This is a genomic window from Phyllobacterium lublinensis (assembly GCF_020164435.1).
GTDB lineage: Bacteria > Pseudomonadota > Alphaproteobacteria > Rhizobiales > Rhizobiaceae > Phyllobacterium > Phyllobacterium lublinensis.
Map to the genome: position 1 here is coordinate 1 of NZ_JAIUDQ010000014.1, position 17258 is coordinate 17258.

Below are 17258 nucleotides of genomic sequence, written 5' to 3' on the forward strand. Positions count from 1 at the left end.
AAGGGCGCATTCAGCAACCGCCAGCGGCGCCCCGCCCTCGTTATGTCGGTATATAGACCCCACCTAACAAACCTGTCAACAGCGTTTTTGAAGATATTATGAAAAATATGACAGGCTGCCGTTACGTGGCTTTCCAGCCGAAGGAAAAGGCGGCTCGATGCTTCCGGCCCGCATAGGAAATGTGATCGCGCCGGTCACAAACATGCCCTATTCCCGACATAGCGCTCGCTGCCATGCGACAGGATCGGTCCAGCTTTGGTATTACAGGCAGCCCGCCTATGCACACAGTTCTGGCACGCCGCGTTGACAGAGCGAAGCTGCAAGGGCAAAACTGCTGCCTCGTTGACTACATGCCAGAACAAGCTGGTCGGCAAGGGCGCCGAAACATCATTTAAAGTCTGCTTTCTATAACGGCGACAGGATCGACACTGAGCAGTATGAACGAGTACGAGGGGCACTCATCAATAGATCCGGGCAATGAGCCGCCGTTGATAACGGATGGCCGCCGCGGACCGCCCGACCGCCGTGAAATATCGGCGCGGTGGCTGACGGGTACGTTCCTCACCGGCATTACATCGAGCCTGCTCATGGGCGTGGCCCTGTTTGCCGCGCTCGACGGCCGCGAGCAATTGGCGACGCCTCCCGAATTGATGGTGCGCAACGCCATGCCGGCGGCGGCGAACAACAGCGACATTGCCAAGGGCGCACGCGTCGCCGCAACCACACCAATTCAAAAAAATCGCGACCGGCGCCGGCTCGACGTCTCCACCGTCTTCAAGGATGGCGAGCGTGACGTCATTCGCTCGATGCCCTTTGAATTTGTTCACATCGCTCTCGCCGATGTCCACAACACCAATCGGAGATACCCGTCCTTCAATCCCCTCGACGTCTTCGCGGAAGCCAATGAAGATACGGACCCTACCCCCAAGACCGGACTGATCTACGGCGCCAAGGTGGAAAGCGAAGTCAGCCTGCGTACCGGAGATTTTCCCCTCGCAACGGCACAATATGATCCATCGGACGATCTGAGCGTCGACGAGGTGGAAGAGGTTGTCCGCAATACCGGCTCCCTGTTGACTGACGGGGCGATCCAGGTCGCTTCCTTGCATTATGTCGATCCGGCGCGGTTCGGCACCGATGAGGATCCCTTCAATCTGCGCAACCCGCTGGCGGTCAAGATTATTCAGGAAAATGTCAGCGTCGCCCCGCGCCTGCCCGAGGATGCAGAGAGTGCCGGCTATTCGGAAGAACTCATTGCGTTCCGGAGCGACAAGAACATTCTGGCCGCCCTCAACGAGGCGGGGTATGAGACCGGCGACGCTACCGGCATGTCCGAGGCCATCGCCAAACTCCTGAATTCGCCCCGCCTCAAGGGTGGAAGCGTGCTGCGACTTGGTATTGAATCCCGGAACAATCTTGATCGCATCATGCGCGCCAGTGTCTATAACGGCAGCACCCATATATTGACCATCGCCCTGAATGACCGGGATCAATATGTCCCGGCCGACGAGCCCGAAATGACGCCGGGTCTGCAAGTCGCCTTTGACGACAATCCGCTGCCCGCACGCCGATCGGAAGATCTGCCGACCGTGTATGACGGCATCTACAGGGCCGGGCTTGCCTATGGCATGACCGACCCGATGATCAAGCAGCTCATCCGGATGCTGGCCTCCGACGTTGATTTTCAGTCCCAGCTCAGTTCAACCGACCAGCTTGAAGCGCTTTTCTCCCTGCCTGCTGATTCGGACAAGGCTGGCGACGAATCGGAGATCCTCTATGTCGCCGCGAATTTTGGCGGCGACCTCAAGAAGTTCTACCGGTTCCACGGTGCCGACGGCAACACCGACTATTACGACGAGAATGGCAAGAGCTCGAAGCAGTTCCTGCTGCGCAAGCCGGTACCCAATGGCGTATTCCGCTCACCCTTCGGCATGCGCCGTCATCCGATTCTGGGTTATTCCCGCATGCATACCGGCGTCGATTGGTCTGCACCGCGCGGCACGCCGATCGTCTCCGCAGGCAATGGCGTCGTTGAACGGGCCGGATGGACGAACGGCTATGGCAACCAGACCATCATCCGCCATTCCAACGGCTACGAAAGCAGCTATTCGCACCAGAACGCCATCGCGAGCGGGGTAACGCCGGGGGCGCGGGTCCGGCAGGGCCAGGTGATCGGCTATCTGGGTTCGACTGGCCTGTCGACCGGACCGCATCTGCACTACGAAGTCATCGTCAACGGCTCAAAGGTCGATCCCATGCGCATTCGCCTGCCAAGCGGCGGCGAGCTTGGCGGCGACGACCTTGTCGCATTCAAGCGCGAGCGCGAGCGTATTGACCAGCTCCTCAAGGACGACAACCAGAACGGCACCAAGGTCGCCGCGAGCGGCTGACCCTTATTCCTGAAACTCGACCGTCACACCCTTTTGCACGAGCTTCGACAATTCCGTTGCGTCCCAGTTGGTCAGGCGGACGCAACCATGGCTGTTGGTCTTGCCGATTTTTGATGGTTCGGGTGTCCCGTGGATACCGTAGGTAGGCTTTGACAGGGCGATCCAGACGGTGCCGACCGGTCCGTTCGGACCCGGCGGGATCGTCAGGACCGAATTGTTCTCACCCTGTTTGAAGTTGATTTTTGGATTGTAGGTATAGTTCGGATTGAGCGCGATGCGCTCGACCTGGACAGTACCGGACGGAGACGGCGTATCGGTCGAGCCGATGGTGGCCGGATAGGCGACGATCAGGCGGCCGTCGGCATTGTAGCCGCGCACCTGCTTGCGCCCCTTGTCCGCAATGATTCGCGTGACCGCACCTCCGGCGTTCTGCCCGGTACTGGCAACCTGTATTGCGACGCCTGGTGTGTTGAAGTCCACGCCCGGGTTGATTTCCTTCAGATAGTTTTCATCCATATGAAAGCGTTCAGCCAACATTTCCGTAACCGAAGTGAAGGCCATCCGCTCCAGTTGCGCCTTGTGACCGTAGTCTTCGGGGATCGACGCCACGAAGGGATAGGCGGCATCTTCGGATGTAATCGTGTAGGAAACAAAGGCGGGCCCGCCCGTCTGTTCCAGCGACGCGTTGATACCCGCTTCATTGAGTGGATCGAACTGTTGACCTGTCATTTCCTCGAAGGCAGCGACCGCCTTGTCGACATTGCCGCCCTTATGCCCATCGATGACGCCGGGCGACACGCCGATCCGGTCAAGCAGGACCTGGATTGCCGCTATCTTGGCTTTCGCACCCTGCCCTTTTGGCAATTCGACGGTCGGCGCCGGATTGGGGTGAACCGGGATCTGCTCCTGCTGCAGTCCGTCAGTCATGCCATCGCCAGGCATCCCCGGTTCGATGTAATTCGGATCGGATGGCATGAAATCCGGCTCGCCATTGGCCGGCGGCAGCGGCTGACGATCAACGCTTCCGTAATCACGTTCTGAAGGCAAGCCCGACTGCTGCTCATATGCACCGTTAGACGGTCCGTAGGGATCCTGCGGAATGGCGCCCGTATCATAGGGGTCCTGCGGAGCCTCCGGGAAATAGTCGTCGCCCTGGTTGGATTGATCGTAGCGCGGCTCTTCAACCGATACGATTCGGCCGCGGCGGTCGACGGTGATCTTGCGGCCATACTCGTCAAAATAGGAGCGGTATGCTTCACGGCGCGGACGGCGCTCGCTTGGTTCGAAGAGCTGGGCCACCTGGTAAGATGCCTGGTCGCTTGCGGCGGGAACGGCGATTTCGGCGGCCTGTGTGCCTGTTATGGCGACAGCGCTCGCGGAAGCGATCAGCAACATTCCAAACAATGAACAATGATAAGACATCATGCCTTCAGCTTCCGGTTTTCATCACTAACTCAGCATTATGCATAAATGACCCATTTTCCTGTCATTATGGTTAATGCCCTTACGCTTTTATCGTTGCATCTAGCGGATGAACGGGACGTGAAAATGGCCGCTCTGTGGCGGCCACTCTCTTTCTTTTTCAGCTTCGCGCAACCTGCTCAAGCGGCTTCACTGCTTTCCCTTTCGGGCGCGGACTTCACTGACTTGAAGTTCAGCCGGTCCGAGCCCGCCGTGATCTTCACGGTCGAGCCGTCCAGGATTTCGCCAAGCAGGATTTTCTCCGCCAGCGGATCCTGGACCTGCTTCTGGATGACACGCTTCAACGGCCGTGCGCCATAGGCAGGGTCATAGCCTTTCTCGGCCAGCCAGTTCGTCGCATCTTCGTCGATCTTGAGCACGATCTTGCGGTCGGTCAGCAGCGACTGCAGATGCTTCAGTTGGATCGCGACGATCTTGCCCATCTCCTTGCGCTGCAAGCGATGGAACAGGATGATCTCGTCCACACGGTTCAGGAATTCCGGCCGGAACGATGCCTTGACGACGTTCATCACTTCGTCCCGAACCGTCTCGACATCCTCGCCTTCGCTGAGACCGACAAGGTATTCGGCGCCAAGATTGGACGTCATGATGATCAGCGTATTGCGGAAGTCGACCGTGCGGCCCTGACCATCCGTCAACCGCCCATCATCGAGCACCTGCAGCAACACGTTGAAGACATCCGGATGGGCCTTCTCGATCTCATCGAATAGGACCACCTGATAGGGCCGACGTCGGACGGCCTCGGTCAACGCTCCACCTTCCTCGTAGCCGACATAGCCTGGAGGCGCACCGATCAGCCGGGCGACCGAGTGCTTCTCCATGTATTCGGACATGTCGAGGCGGACCATCGCCGTCTCGTCTGAGAACAGGAACGCAGCCAAAGCCTTTGTCAGCTCGGTCTTGCCGACGCCCGTGGGGCCAAGGAAGATGAATGAACCAATGGGCCTGTTCGGATCCTGCAGCCCGGCACGGGCGCGGCGCACTGCCTTGGAGACAGCCTGCACCGCCTCGCCCTGGCCGACGACGCGGTTGGCAAGCTCGTCTTCCATGCGCAGGAGCTTTTCACGCTCACCTTCCAGCATCCGGTCGACCGGAATACCGGTCCAGCGCGAAACGACGTGAGCGATATGATCCGGCGTGACCGTCTCTTCCACCATGGACGACGAACCGTCCTGCTGCTCGGCTTGCGCCAGCTCTTTCTCCAATTGCGGGATCGTCCCATAGGCGAGCTCGCCAGCCTTCTGGAATTCGCCGTTTCGCTGGGCCGCGGCAAGTGCGTTGCGCGCGTCATCGAGCTGGCCCTTCAGGTCGGCCGCATGGCCAAGCTTCTGCTTTTCGGACTGCCAGGTATTTGTCAGGGTCGTTGACTGCTCTTCGAGATCGACAAGCTCTTTTTCCAGCCGGTCGAGCCGGTCGCGGGAGGCATCGTCCTTCTCGACTTTCAGGGCTTCGCGTTCGATTTTCAGCTGCATGATGCGGCGGTCGATTTCGTCCAGCTCTTCCGGTTTGGAATCAACCTGCATGCGCAGGCGCGCAGCGCCTTCATCAACCAGATCGATCGCCTTGTCCGGCAGGAACCGGTCGGTGATGTAGCGATTCGACAAAGTGGCCGCGGCGACAAGCGCCGAATCGGAAATACGGACCTTGTGGTGCTGTTCGTATTTTTCCTTCAGGCCACGCAGGATCGAGATCGTGTCCTCGACTGTCGGTTCGTCCACGAAAACCGGCTGGAACCGACGCGCCAGCGCCGGGTCTTTTTCCACGTGCTTGCGATATTCATCCAGCGTGGTCGCGCCAACGCAGTGCAATTCGCCGCGAGCCAAGGCGGGTTTCAAGAGATTCGACGCATCCATCGCGCCTTCGCTCTTGCCGGCCCCGACCAGCGTATGCATCTCATCGATGAACAGGATGATGTCGCCATTTGCCGATGTGACTTCGGAAAGCACGCTCTTCAGCCGCTCCTCGAACTCACCGCGATATTTTGCGCCGGCAATCAGGGCGCCCATGTCGAGCGCCATCAATTGCTTGTCCTTCAGCGATTCAGGCACGTCGCCATTGACGATGCGCAAGGCGAGGCCCTCGGCGATCGCCGTCTTGCCAACGCCCGGCTCGCCGATAAGCACCGGATTGTTCTTGGTGCGCCGCGACAGAACCTGGATCGTGCGGCGAATCTCATCGTCACGGCCAATGACCGGGTCGAGCTTGCCTGCCCGCGCATCCGCGGTCAGGTCACGCGCGTACTTCTTCAGGGCGTCATAGGTATTCTCTGCCGAAGCAGAGTCGGCAGTGCGGCCCTTGCGGATGTCGTTGATGACGGCATTCAGGCCAGCAGGGGTAACCCCGGCCCGGCTAAGAATATCCGCCGTCTTTGCCGATTTTTCAATCGCAAGTGCCGTCAAGAGACGCTCGACCGTAACGAAGCTGTCGCCTGCCTTCTTGGCGACTTCCTCGGCAGTCGTAAAAACCTTCGCCAAGGGCTGCGCAAGGTAAAGCTGGCCATTGCCGCCGGTCACCTTCGGCAGAGCATTCAGTGCTGCCTGCAAACCGAGGCGCACTTCTTCAACATTACCGCCAGCTCGTTCGATCAGCGATGCGGCGAGCCCTTCCTCGTCATCGACCAACACTTTCAACAAATGCTCGGGAGCAAACTGCTGGTGGTTGGACGAGAGGGCAAAGGTCTGTGCTGATTGGATAAAGCCGCGGACGCGCTCGGTGTATTTTTCAATATTCATTCTCATGTCTCCTTTTCCCGTACGACCCTCAAGCGGCATCGTGCGGTGTGTTGGTGACGGGTCCCCTCAATGAGGCAAACCCATTCGCTCGCCTCCAAATATGGGAACATTCTCAATGGCGCGCAAGGTCGGGATTTGGGCTTTTGTTGTGCTCCCTTGGCGGAAGATCTTCACTATAACATACTGTATCGCACCACGCCCGCTTTCGCGCCTGGCCATTGAGTGGTTGGGAAGACGGGCGGTCGTCGAAGCGCGTCTTTTGGGTAGTGATGGTGCGATCCGAAGACCGCCCGTCCGGCGACTTTTGATCGCGTCCGTTCCGCTTGGGGGGCTTCGGCGGATCGCTTCCCCTTGCGGGAACCTCACTGCCTTCGCCCCTTAAAGTGCTCGTCCAGCACGCGCCGGTCGTAGTACCGGCAGGGGAACCCTTGGACGCAACTTCCCCGGACAGCGGGTGCGTCACCCGCCATCGGAGGCGCCGGTCCTTCTCCCACTTCGAACGGCTCCGGAAGCAGTTCCCACGGGAAGGACGGCAATGAGCATAAGCGAGGTTTCGGGGACGTGGATAAGTTTCAGGTGATTTTGTTGCAAAGGCGCCGTGCGGGATGACCAGCCGTTATCCTGACACCACCCTCTCCGTCATCCTCATGGTTAGCTTCATCATAGCGAGCCTGTCGAGCTAAGAACCACGCACAGCGCCCTTGTGAGCTAATTCATCATCAACGGCCGTTACCTCAGCGCGCGAGGGCCGGAATCATTGTGCCACCCGCAAGCTTCCCCGCGGGTGGCACAATATCATTCAGATCATGCCGTATCAGACGTCGGATTCGACCGCCGCGCGACGCTTCTTCACCTCGGCAACAATGCTTGCGGGCGAAAGATCGTTGGAAGCGTCAGGCGTGCTTGCTACTGCAGCGTTGTCTTCCGTTACACGTGGCTCGCGTGGACGGGCAGGACGACGGGTGCGCGGTGCGCGACGCGCCGGTTTTGCTTCGGCACCTTCCTCGGATCCTTCGGGCGCTGCTTCAACAGCTTGCACCGGCGGCTGAGGCTGGCGCTGGCTTACCGTATCGTCATCATAGGCGACCTCGGCAGGCGTACCCTCGATGATCGGCTGTGGGCCGCTACCATTGATGGCCTGGTGAACCACACGTTCCGGGCGGTCACGGCGCTCCTGACGGTCCGGGCGTTCCGAACGCTCTTGCCGCTCTTGCCGCTCTGGACGCTCCTGACGTTCCGGCTGCTCGTTGCCGTTGTTGCCCTCATCCTCGAAGCCGATATCGTCATCCTGGTCATCGCGATCATCGCGATCGTCGCGCTGAAACTGGACGGGCGCCTGCGCCTGTGCCGCAAGAATGATGCGATTGTAGTGTTCGGCGTGCTGGAGATAGTTTTCTGCCATCACCCGGTCGCCGCTGCTCTGTGCATCACGTGCAAGAGTGGTATATTTTTCGGCGATGTGCTGAGCATTTCCCCGGATTTTAACGTCGGGCCCGTTGCTCTCATAATTACGGGAAAGTGGGTTGGGACCTTTGCTGCGGTTATTGTTGTTACCGCGTCCGCGCATGCGCCTATTCTGCTGTACTGGCCTCATACTTATCTCTTTTCAGAAAATCAGGGGCGCTAATTTGCTCACCGTTTGAGTCAAAAAGCTTCGCTTCTCAATTGCCGACCTGAAGCGCGCCCCGCGCTTCAATCGCATCCAAAGTTCATAAAACTTTTGTGCTTCCGCAAAAACCGTTTCCCCAAAGCTATTTTCCGAGGGGATGAAACACCCGGAAATTTCCGTACCAATTTCTTGATAGGCAGAACCAGATTTGTTCGGTTTAGAGCGGTAAGGCGAAACTAGCCGTCTTCGCGGCAAATTCCAAGCCTTTTTTCAATCTTTTTGCACCGGCATGAACAAAAGTGCCCTTTCGTGACCGCCAATATCGTTCTGAACGCCGTGCAAAACAAAATTTTCCGCCGCGAAAATTGCCTCGATGTCTTCGCGTTGACCAAATCCGATCTCCACTGCGACCACGCCGCCGATTCGCAAATAGTCCCGGGCGTGCCCGGCGATGATTCGGTATGGTACCAGACCGTCCTGCCCCCCATCGAGCGCTCTGAACGGGTCATGCAGCACAACTTCGCGTTGCAAGCCGGCTATCTCGACCGACGGTATGTAAGGCGGATTGGAAACAATCAGATCATAGGCACCCGTTACGTCGGAAAACCAGTCCGACCGGAGGGCAGCGAACCGATCTGATACGGCATTTATGTGGGCATTGGCTCTCGCAGTAGCAAGGGCGTCGAGGGAAACATCGACGCCGACGGCCCGCAGCTCCCGTATCTGATCAAGCAAAGCCAGGGCAATGGCGCCCGTTCCTGTACCAAGATCGATAATGTCGGCAACCCCCTGTTCGGCGATGCGCTGGCGCAGGAACGGAAGTACCAGTTCGACAAGCGCCTCGGTGTCCGGACGTGGCTCGAGGGTTTCGGCGGACAGTGCGAGTTCGATGCCAAAGAACGCGCGCTTGCCGATGATCCGATGCACGGACTCCCCGTTCATTCGCCGAATAAGGATTTCTTCCAGCCGCACCACAACCGCTTGTTCGATGGGACGATCGGGATTGCGGATCGCCTCCAGGCGGTCACATCCGGTCACCCACTCAACCAGAAGGCGAGCATCTAGTTCGGCGGTTTCGATTTGGGCGGCCGTCAGTCGGGAACGCGCCTGCCTGTGCACGTCAGCAAGACGCAGGCTGTCGGCCGTCATCATGGCCGTCAGAACCCCTCATTCATCTGTGCAAGCTGCGCCGTCTGGAAGTCGGAGATCAGCGCGCCGATAAGCTCGTCCAGATCGCCCTCCATGATCCGGTCAAGTTTGTAGAGTGTCAGGTTGATGCGATGATCGGTCACGCGGCCCTGGGGAAAATTATACGTGCGGATTCGCTCGGAGCGATCCCCTGAGCCGACCTGGCTGCGCCTCGCCTCCGACCGCTCGCTGTCCGCCTTCTGCCGCTGCATGTCGAAAAGCCGCGAGCGCAGCACCTGCATGGCGCGTGCACGGTTCTGGTGCTGCGACTTCTCGGCCTGAACAACAACGATCCCGGAGGGAATATGTGTGATCCGGACGGCCGAGTCGGTCGTGTTGACGTGCTGGCCGCCGGAACCGGAAGCACGCATCGTGTCGATGCGGATATCCTCGGCGCGGATGTCGATGTCGATTTCCTCCGCTTCCGGAAGGACAGCCACCGTTGCAGCGGAGGTATGGATACGCCCGCTCGCCTCCGTATCGGGCACGCGCTGCACCCGGTGAACCCCCGATTCAAACTTCAGCTTGGCAAAGACGCCCTTGCCCGACACCATCGCGATCACTTCCTTGTAGCCGCCGGCTTCGCCATCGCTTGCAGAGATCAGCTCGACGCGCCAGCCATTGGATGCGGCGTAACGCTCATACATGCGGAACAGGTCGCCGCCGAACAATGCCGCCTCCGAACCACCGGTTCCGGCGCGGATTTCGAGAATGGCGTTGCGCTCGTCGGCCACATCCTTTGGCAGAAGCAGGACCTGGATATCCTTCTCGAGCTCGTCGATGCGGTCCCTGATCTGGGGCAATTCGGCCTCTGCCAGCTCGCGCATCTCCCTGTCGGTCGATGCGTCATCCAGCATGGATTTCAGGTCGTCCGCTTCGCTGTTGGCGCTCATGAGATCGCGGATCTTGGCGACGACAGGTTCGAGTTCGGAATATTCCGAAGCGAGTTTCACATAGGTGTCGGAATCGGGATTGCTCGCCATCTGCGTCTCCATCATGGAGAAACGCTTCAGCAGCTGATCCATACGATCCTGCGGAATTGTCATCAGTATTAGCCTCTAAACTGGGACGCCAGCTCGCTCTGCGAACTTGGTGAGTATCTGGCGCAACGAACCCGTTTCGCCGTGATTGTCGATCGCATCCTTCATCTGGGCGCTGAGCTCGCCAATGTCGAGCGTGCCAAGCATGGCCTTGACCGGCCCGATCGATGCTGCAGACATGGAAATGGATCGGAATCCGAGACCGAGCAGCGCCATGGCCGAAAGCGGCTTTCCTGCCATCTCCCCGCACAGCGTTACGTCGGTATTGTTCCGCTCACCCGCCTCGGCGATCTGGCGCAAAACCCGCAGGAACGGCACAGAGAGGTTGTCGAAGCGGTTCGTGATGATCGAATTGCCGCGGTCAACCGCCATGACGAACTGGAACAGGTCATTCGAGCCGACCGAGACGAAATCCACGACAGCCATCAACTCGTCTAGCTGCCAAAGCAATGACGGGACCTCGACCATGGCGCCAATCTTGACCCGGGTCGGCAGGTCATAGGCAAAGCGCGACAGGTGCTGGACCTCGCGGTTGATGAGGTCGCTCGCCTTGCGTACCTCCGCCACTTCCGTCACCATCGGCAGCATCAGCCGCAATTCGCGGCCACCCGCGGCCTTGAGCAGCGCCCGTACCTGAGTGCGCAGCAGTCCGGGCCGATCGAGTGTCAGGCGAAGCGCCCGCCATCCCATGGCCGGGTTTTCCTCATTCACATTACTGCGGAAATACGGAAGCACCTTGTCGCCACCAATATCGAGCGTGCGGAAGGTCACGGGGCGGTCGCCGGCGGCATCCAGCACCGAGCGATAGAGCCGCTCCTGCTGTTCGGCGCGGGGGAAGGTCGAAGCCACCATGAATTGCAGTTCGGTCCTGAACAGACCGATACCGGCGGCACCGGCCTCGGCGAGTTGTGGCAAGTCCACCAGCAGGCCCGCATTCATCAGCAGCGAAATGGCGATGCCATCCTTGCTCACCGACGGCTTGTCCCGCAACTCCCGGTAAAGGGCCTGCCGCTTGGCGCGGAACTTGACCTTTTCCGTATAGGCAGCCTCCACGTCCGATTGCGGACGCAGGTGGACACGGCCATCATCGCCATCGACGATCACCGCATCATTGTTTTCCGCCATGGACACGACGCCCTTGACCTGGCCGGCAACCGGAATGCCCATGGCACGGGCCACGATCACCACGTGACTGGTGGCTGCGCCATCCTCGAGCACCAGGCCACGCAGCCGTTCGCGCGGATAGTCGAGAAGTTCGGCAGCGCCCATGGAACGCGCTATGATGATCGCATCCTTGGCCAGGGAACCGGCCATCGTCTTGACATCACGGCCCATCAGCTGGCGGAGCAAGCGGTTTGCCAGATCGTCGAAATCGCTCAGGCGTTCCCGCATATAGGGATCGGTCAAGTGCATCATGCGGGCGCGGGTATCGCTTTGCACCTTCTCCACGGCTGCTTCGGCGGTCAAGCCATTGCGGATGGCCTCCTCGAGGCGACGTACCCAGCCGGTGTCATGCGCAAACATGCGGTAAGCCTCGAGCACCTCGCGGTGCTCGCCTTCGAACGCAACGTCACGACGCGACAGCATGTCGTCGATCGAAATGCGCAAGGAACCGAGTGAGCTTTCGAGTCGGTCTATTTCCGCGTTGATGTCCTCATTGAAGAGATTCGTGACGACGATGCGCGGCTCATGCAGCACGACGTGTCCAAGCCCGACGCCATCGTTGAAGGCATTGCCGCTGAAGCTCATCGGCTTGCCGAGGTCGAGCTCCACGCCCGGACGCGCCAGCCGTGGTATTTCGCCGGCCGCGACCATTTCGGCCAGGACCATCGCCGTGGTCTCAAGCGCTTCGACCTCGTCCTCGCGATAGACCCGCTTGGTCCGGTTCTGTACGACGAGAACGCCGAGTGTGCGTCCTGCCCGCAGGATCGGCACGCCGAGGAAGGAATTGTAAATCTCTTCACCGGTTTCCGGCAGATAGGCGAAGGCCGGATGGGTCTGGGCATCGGTAAGATTGAGTGGCCGCGCGCTGGCGGCAATCGTGCCGACGAGACCCTGGCCGAGACGCAGCTGGGCCAAATGGACGGCAGAGGGGTTCAGGCCTTCGGTGGCATAGAGTTCAAGAACGCTGTCGGAGCGCAGCACATAAAACGAGCACACTTCCGCAACCATGTTCTGCGCGATCTCGCGAACAATGCGGTCAAGCCTCTCCTGAGGCTCAAGAGCCTCCGCCATCAACTCGCGGAGACGCTTCAGCATGACACGGGGGCCGCTCATCTGCTCGCGCGTGGGCACTTGGAGCCTTTCTCCATAACAATGTTGGCAAGGCCGGAATGACCTCACCAAATCAGTCGATCCATCATGTCAGCCGGCGAACAGGCCGACAAACAGAATCTCGTTTGCTAATGCTTATCCAGACCGTAGACAGAATGCAAAGTGCGGACGGCAAGTTCCGCATAGGGACCATCAATCAGAATGGAAATCTTGATTTCCGAGGTCGTGATGGCACGAATATTGATGCCCTTGTCGGCAAGCGCACGGAAAGCCGTCGCTGCAACGCCCGCGTGGCTGCGCATGCCAATGCCGATGACGGAGACTTTGACCATGCCTGCCTCCGACTGGATGACGTCGAAACCGACATCTTCCTTGACCTTGTCGAGAACAACGAGCGCCTTGTCCAGGTCGCCCGAGGGCACCGTGAAGGTCATGTCGGTCTTCGAGCCATCCTCGGAGATGTTCTGGACGATCATGTCGACATTGATGTGCGCCTCGGCCAGCGGCCCGAAGATCCCTGCGGAAATGCCGGGGCGGTCCGCAACGCGCCGCAACGAAATCTGGGCTTCGTCCTTGGCATAGGCAATTCCGGTGACAACCTGCTGTTCCACGATCTCTTCCTCGTCGCAAATAAGTGTTCCGGGCGGATTGATCAGATCACCCATGCCCGGCGCATCGGGGTCTTCAAAGCTGGACCTGACAAATGTGCGCACTTTGTGCACCATGGCAAGCTCGACGGACCGTACTTGCAGCACTTTGGCGCCAAGCGAAGCCATTTCAAGCATTTCTTCAAACGAGATCCGTGACAGGCGCCGCGCCTTCGGTTCGACGCGCGGATCGGTCGTGTAAACGCCATCCACATCGGTGTAGATGTCGCAGCGATCCGCTTTCACCGCGGCCGCGATCGCAACCGCACTGGTGTCCGAACCGCCGCGACCGAGCGTGGAAATACGGTTGTCGGGGCCGATACCCTGGAATCCCGCAACGACGGCAACCTGGCCTTCCTGGAAACGCTCGACCAGGAAGGAACCATCAATGTCAAGAATCCGGGCCGCACCATGTGCATTATCCGTCTTGATCGGTATCTGCCAGCCCTGCCACGAGCGGGCATGAATGCCCATCGACTGCAAAGCAATTGCAAGCAACCCCGCCGTCACCTGCTCGCCAGAGGCGACGATGGCATCATATTCCCGTGCGTCATGCATTGGTGAGGTCTGGCGCGTCCAGGCAACGAGCTCATTGGTCTTGCCTGCCATTGCGGAAACGACGACCGCCACCTCATGACCTGCGTCGACTTCACGTTTCACATGCCGGGCCACATTACGGATGCGGTCGATATCGGCCACCGAAGTGCCACCGAATTTCATCACAATGCGCGCCATGGGAAAGTACCGTTCTGGAAAGGCCTGAAACTGAACCGGAAAAGGGCTGTTTTAAATGAAGCCACCCTTTGCCAAATGAATGCGGCCTCCCATAACGAAATTATGAGGTGACTGCAAGAACAGCAGACGATTTGCGCCTTGACATTTTTTGCCGGAAGGGGCCACTCGAAAGCGAGACAGTGAGGACATGGCCATGGCGACCGCAGAGCGTAGTACAATTGATGCCGCAGAAGTCGAGCGTTTTTCGCGCATGGCGGCCGAGTGGTGGAACCCGCTAGGCAAATTCCGCCCCCTGCACAAATTCAATCCCACGCGTCTTGCCTATATCAAGGAAAAGGTCTGCGCTCACTACGGCATCGATCCCAACAGCCCGGCCCCTTTTGCCGGGTTGCGCATCCTCGATATCGGTTGCGGCGGCGGCCTGCTCAGTGAACCCATGGCGCGCCTTGGTGCCAGTGTCGTCGGGGCCGATGCCGGTGAGACCAATATCGAGGTCGCAAAGATTCACGCCGCCCAGAGCGGCCTTTCCATTGATTACCGCGCCACGACTGCGGAAGCATTGGCGGAAGCCGGAGAAAAGTTCGATATCGTCCTCAACATGGAAGTCGTCGAGCACGTCGCCGACGTCGAGCTTTACATGTCGGCGTGTTCGCAGATGGTAAAGCCCGGCGGCATGACCTTTGTCGCCACCATAAACCGCACCTTGAAGGCGCTTGGCCTTGCCATCTTTGGCGCGGAATATGTGTTGCGCTGGCTGCCGCGCGGAACGCACCAGTATGACAAGCTGGTGCGCCCGGAGGAACTTGAGTCCGCACTGAACGGCGCCGGGCTCAATGTCGTGGAAAAAGTCGGCGTGACTTATAACCCCCTTGCCGACAGCTGGAACCGATCGCGCGATACCGACGTCAACTATATGGTGCTGGCGACAAGACCCTAGGCGGCCCTTGCCGTCATGCGCTGGGCCTTGGTGGTCATCAGGACACCGATTGTGATGATGATCGCGCCAGCCCATGTCGCCAGCTGGTAGATTTCACCGAGAAACAGTGTGCCGGCGAGCAAGGCAACAGCTGCACCGACATAGCCGATCTGGCTGAGGTAAACCGGTCCGCCAACGGCTTGAAGCCGGAAATACAGCGCAAACATGCAGGCTGACGCCAGAACCTGGAAAAGCACGAGCCATGGCACATCCCCGAGCGGCGCCACGGGGAATGTGCCGGTCATGAAGAAAATGACCGGAACCAGCAGCAAGGCTGTCACCAAGTGGCTGCCGGCAGCAAGCTCGGTGGGGTCGGCGCCGTCCGGCCAGTCGATGGTTCGATAGACGTTGCCCAAGGCAAGCAGTACGGGAATAAGCAGGCCGATGCCAACCCAGAGGGGATCGGCTGGCTTCCCGACTTGACCCCTTGTGAAGCCAACGACCGTTGCCCCGCCAAAGCCGACGAAAATGCCGAGCAGGCCGAGGAGATTTGGCCTGCGCATCTTGAACAGGATCGAAAGCAGCAGGGTAAACACCGGCGACAGCGTATACATGATCCCGGTATATCCGGAGCCAAGATGAGGGATTGCCGACAGCGTCAGCAGGTTTGGGATGGCGTAGGAGATCAATGCAGCAATAAGGTAATAGCGCAGCATATGCGCATCGAACCGCGGTCGCTTTCCCATCAGCAGAAAGGCTGCGAGGAGCACGGTACCAGCGCCAGTCGAGATGACGAATGCCCATAGGGACGGAGCTATCCCGGCCGCAAATGCCAGTTTACCGAATGGCAGCGTCAATCCGAGGAAGGTGCCCGTCAGGACAAGGAGCACCGCAGCTGAGTTCAGAAATGACATGGAGAATCATCCGCCAGTTCAGTTCAACTCAGCAGATTGGACCAGTAATATCAATTGTGGTCTTCGGGGAAGACCGGAAGCGGCATCACATCGACGCCGTCCTCCAGCAGGGACTTCACCTCATCGCCGGTGGCTTCGCCATAAATGCCGCGCTTCTCTACCTCACCGAAATGGATCTTTCGCGCCTCTTCGGCAAAGTCGTTGCCGACATAATCGGCGTTGTCGCGCACTTTCTGCGCCATTTCCCTCAGTTCGGTGACCATCTTGCTCATCGCGACAGCCATCTTCTCCTTCTGCCGCCCGGTCGTGACCGAAGGCACCATCAGGGCCTTCTCGATTTTGTGCGATCCGCAGGCCGGACAGGTGACAAGCTGCCTCTCGATTTGCTGGTCGAAGTCATCATTGCTTCGAAACCAGCCTTCAAAACCGTGGTCGTGGTCACAATGAAGCGAGAATCGGATCATGATGCGGCTTCAAGCCTTGTCCTCTCCCCGTCATTTTCCACGACCAGCCCGAATGGACGAGCGTTCTTGAGGTTTGGCACTTTGGCCCGGGCTGCAGCGCTCAAAGCGGGATCGACATCCGCGACAATGACCGCAGGCTCCGCATGGTCGGCCTCGGCCAATATCTCGCCCCACGGGGCGACAATCATCGAATGGCCATAGGTCTCGCGACCGTCCTCATGCAGGCCGCCCTGGGCGGCCGAGATCATGAATGCACCGTTTTCGATGGCGCGGGCGCGCTGGAGCACCTGCCAGTGAGCTTCACCGGTCTGGCGCGTGAAGGCCGCCGGCGCGGTGATGACCGTTGCGCCGGCAACGGCTTGCGCGCGGAACAACTGTGGAAAGCGGACATCGTAGCAAATGGCAAATCCGAGCCGTGCATATGGCAGGTCGATCACCACCGTATCGGCGCCTGGGGCGTAAACGGCGGATTCGCGCCAGCTTTCGCCATTGTCGAGATCGACATCGAACATGTGAATCTTGTCGTAGCGGGTCAGAACCGAACCATCGGGGCCAAACAGGAACGCGCGATTGGCGATCTTGCCATCATCGCGGGCGATGGCCGTCGAGCCGATATGCAGATGAATTCCGTGCTTTGCAGCCAGTTCGGAGGCCGTGCGCACGATAATATCATCGCTCTCGGCTTTCAGTACGTTTTGCAGCGATTTGCGGTCGCGTTGCAGCGCACCCGTCATTTCCGGTGTCTGGACGTATACGGCACCCTTGCCTGCCGCGTGGGCGACGTAGTCCGCAAGGTCGACAGCATTGCGCTGCGGGTCCACCCCTGAACGCATCTGGATCGCAGCTGCACGAAATGAACTCATGACA

At 59.3% G+C, this 17258-nt stretch carries 12 protein-coding genes; 2 read left to right on the plus strand and 10 right to left on the minus strand.

Annotation, left to right across the window (positions count from 1 at the left end):
- Positions 1 to 437 precede the first annotated feature (437 nt).
- Positions 438 to 2390 (plus strand): M23 family metallopeptidase, encoded by a 1953-nt coding sequence (locus tag K9U38_RS16335; protein ID WP_224495417.1) that lies wholly within the window; start codon positions 438 to 440, stop codon positions 2388 to 2390.
- Positions 2391 to 2393: 3 nt separating this feature from the next.
- On the opposite strand, the gene K9U38_RS16340 is transcribed toward K9U38_RS16335, so the two are convergent.
- The 7 genes from K9U38_RS16340 to K9U38_RS16370 all read right to left on the minus strand — a co-directional run bounded on the left by K9U38_RS16340 (position 2394) and on the right by K9U38_RS16370 (position 14097).
- Positions 2394 to 3815: a L,D-transpeptidase gene (locus K9U38_RS16340; RefSeq protein WP_370631967.1), complete on the minus strand. Its 1422-nt coding sequence runs from the start codon at positions 3813 to 3815 to the stop codon at positions 2394 to 2396.
- Positions 3816 to 3991: 176 nt separating this feature from the next.
- Positions 3992 to 6604 carry an ATP-dependent chaperone ClpB gene (gene clpB / locus K9U38_RS16345; RefSeq protein WP_224495418.1) on the minus strand — a complete coding sequence of 871 codons (2613 nt, stop codon included), beginning with the start codon at positions 6602 to 6604 and terminating at the stop codon, positions 3992 to 3994.
- Positions 6605 to 7418: 814 nt separating this feature from the next.
- Positions 7419 to 8198, minus strand: coding sequence for a DUF4167 domain-containing protein (locus tag K9U38_RS16350; protein ID WP_224495419.1), 780 nt, complete (start codon positions 8196 to 8198; stop codon positions 7419 to 7421).
- A 285-nt stretch (positions 8199 to 8483) separates the two neighbouring features.
- A complete protein-coding gene (gene prmC / locus K9U38_RS16355) occupies positions 8484 to 9365 on the minus strand; it encodes a peptide chain release factor N(5)-glutamine methyltransferase (protein ID WP_224495420.1) in 882 nt (293 codons plus the stop codon).
- A gap of 5 nt (positions 9366 to 9370) precedes the next feature.
- Positions 9371 to 10450: a peptide chain release factor 1 gene (prfA, locus tag K9U38_RS16360; protein WP_224495536.1), complete on the minus strand. Its 1080-nt coding sequence runs from the start codon at positions 10448 to 10450 to the stop codon at positions 9371 to 9373.
- A 9-nt stretch (positions 10451 to 10459) separates the two neighbouring features.
- A complete protein-coding gene (gene ptsP / locus K9U38_RS16365; protein ID WP_224495537.1) occupies positions 10460 to 12718 on the minus strand; it encodes a phosphoenolpyruvate--protein phosphotransferase in 2259 nt (752 codons plus the stop codon).
- Between the two features lie 125 nt (positions 12719 to 12843).
- On the minus strand, positions 12844 to 14097 hold the full coding sequence (locus tag K9U38_RS16370; RefSeq protein WP_224495421.1) for an aspartate kinase: 1254 nt from the start codon (positions 14095 to 14097) through the stop codon (positions 12844 to 12846).
- A gap of 193 nt (positions 14098 to 14290) precedes the next feature.
- Between K9U38_RS16370 and ubiG the strand changes: the two genes are divergently transcribed.
- Complete coding sequence (gene ubiG, locus K9U38_RS16375) at positions 14291 to 15034, plus strand: bifunctional 2-polyprenyl-6-hydroxyphenol methylase/3-demethylubiquinol 3-O-methyltransferase UbiG (protein ID WP_224495422.1); 744 nt, start codon at positions 14291 to 14293, stop codon at positions 15032 to 15034.
- Here ubiG and K9U38_RS16380 read toward each other — a convergent pair.
- The 3 genes from K9U38_RS16380 to K9U38_RS16390 are packed head-to-tail and all read right to left on the minus strand — an operon-like array spanning position 15031 to position 17254.
- A complete protein-coding gene (locus K9U38_RS16380) occupies positions 15031 to 15927 on the minus strand; it encodes a DMT family transporter (RefSeq protein ID WP_224495423.1) in 897 nt (298 codons plus the stop codon). The genes ubiG and K9U38_RS16380 overlap by 4 nt on opposite strands.
- A 50-nt stretch (positions 15928 to 15977) precedes the next feature.
- Positions 15978 to 16391 (minus strand): DUF1178 family protein, encoded by a 414-nt coding sequence (locus K9U38_RS16385; RefSeq protein WP_224495424.1) that lies wholly within the window; start codon positions 16389 to 16391, stop codon positions 15978 to 15980.
- The gene (locus tag K9U38_RS16390) at positions 16388 to 17254 is read right to left on the minus strand and encodes a carbon-nitrogen hydrolase family protein (RefSeq protein ID WP_224495425.1); all 867 of its coding nucleotides are present in this window, start codon (positions 17252 to 17254) and stop codon (positions 16388 to 16390) included. The genes K9U38_RS16385 and K9U38_RS16390 overlap by 4 nt, the downstream gene beginning before the upstream one ends.
- Positions 17255 to 17258: the final 4 nt, after the last annotated feature.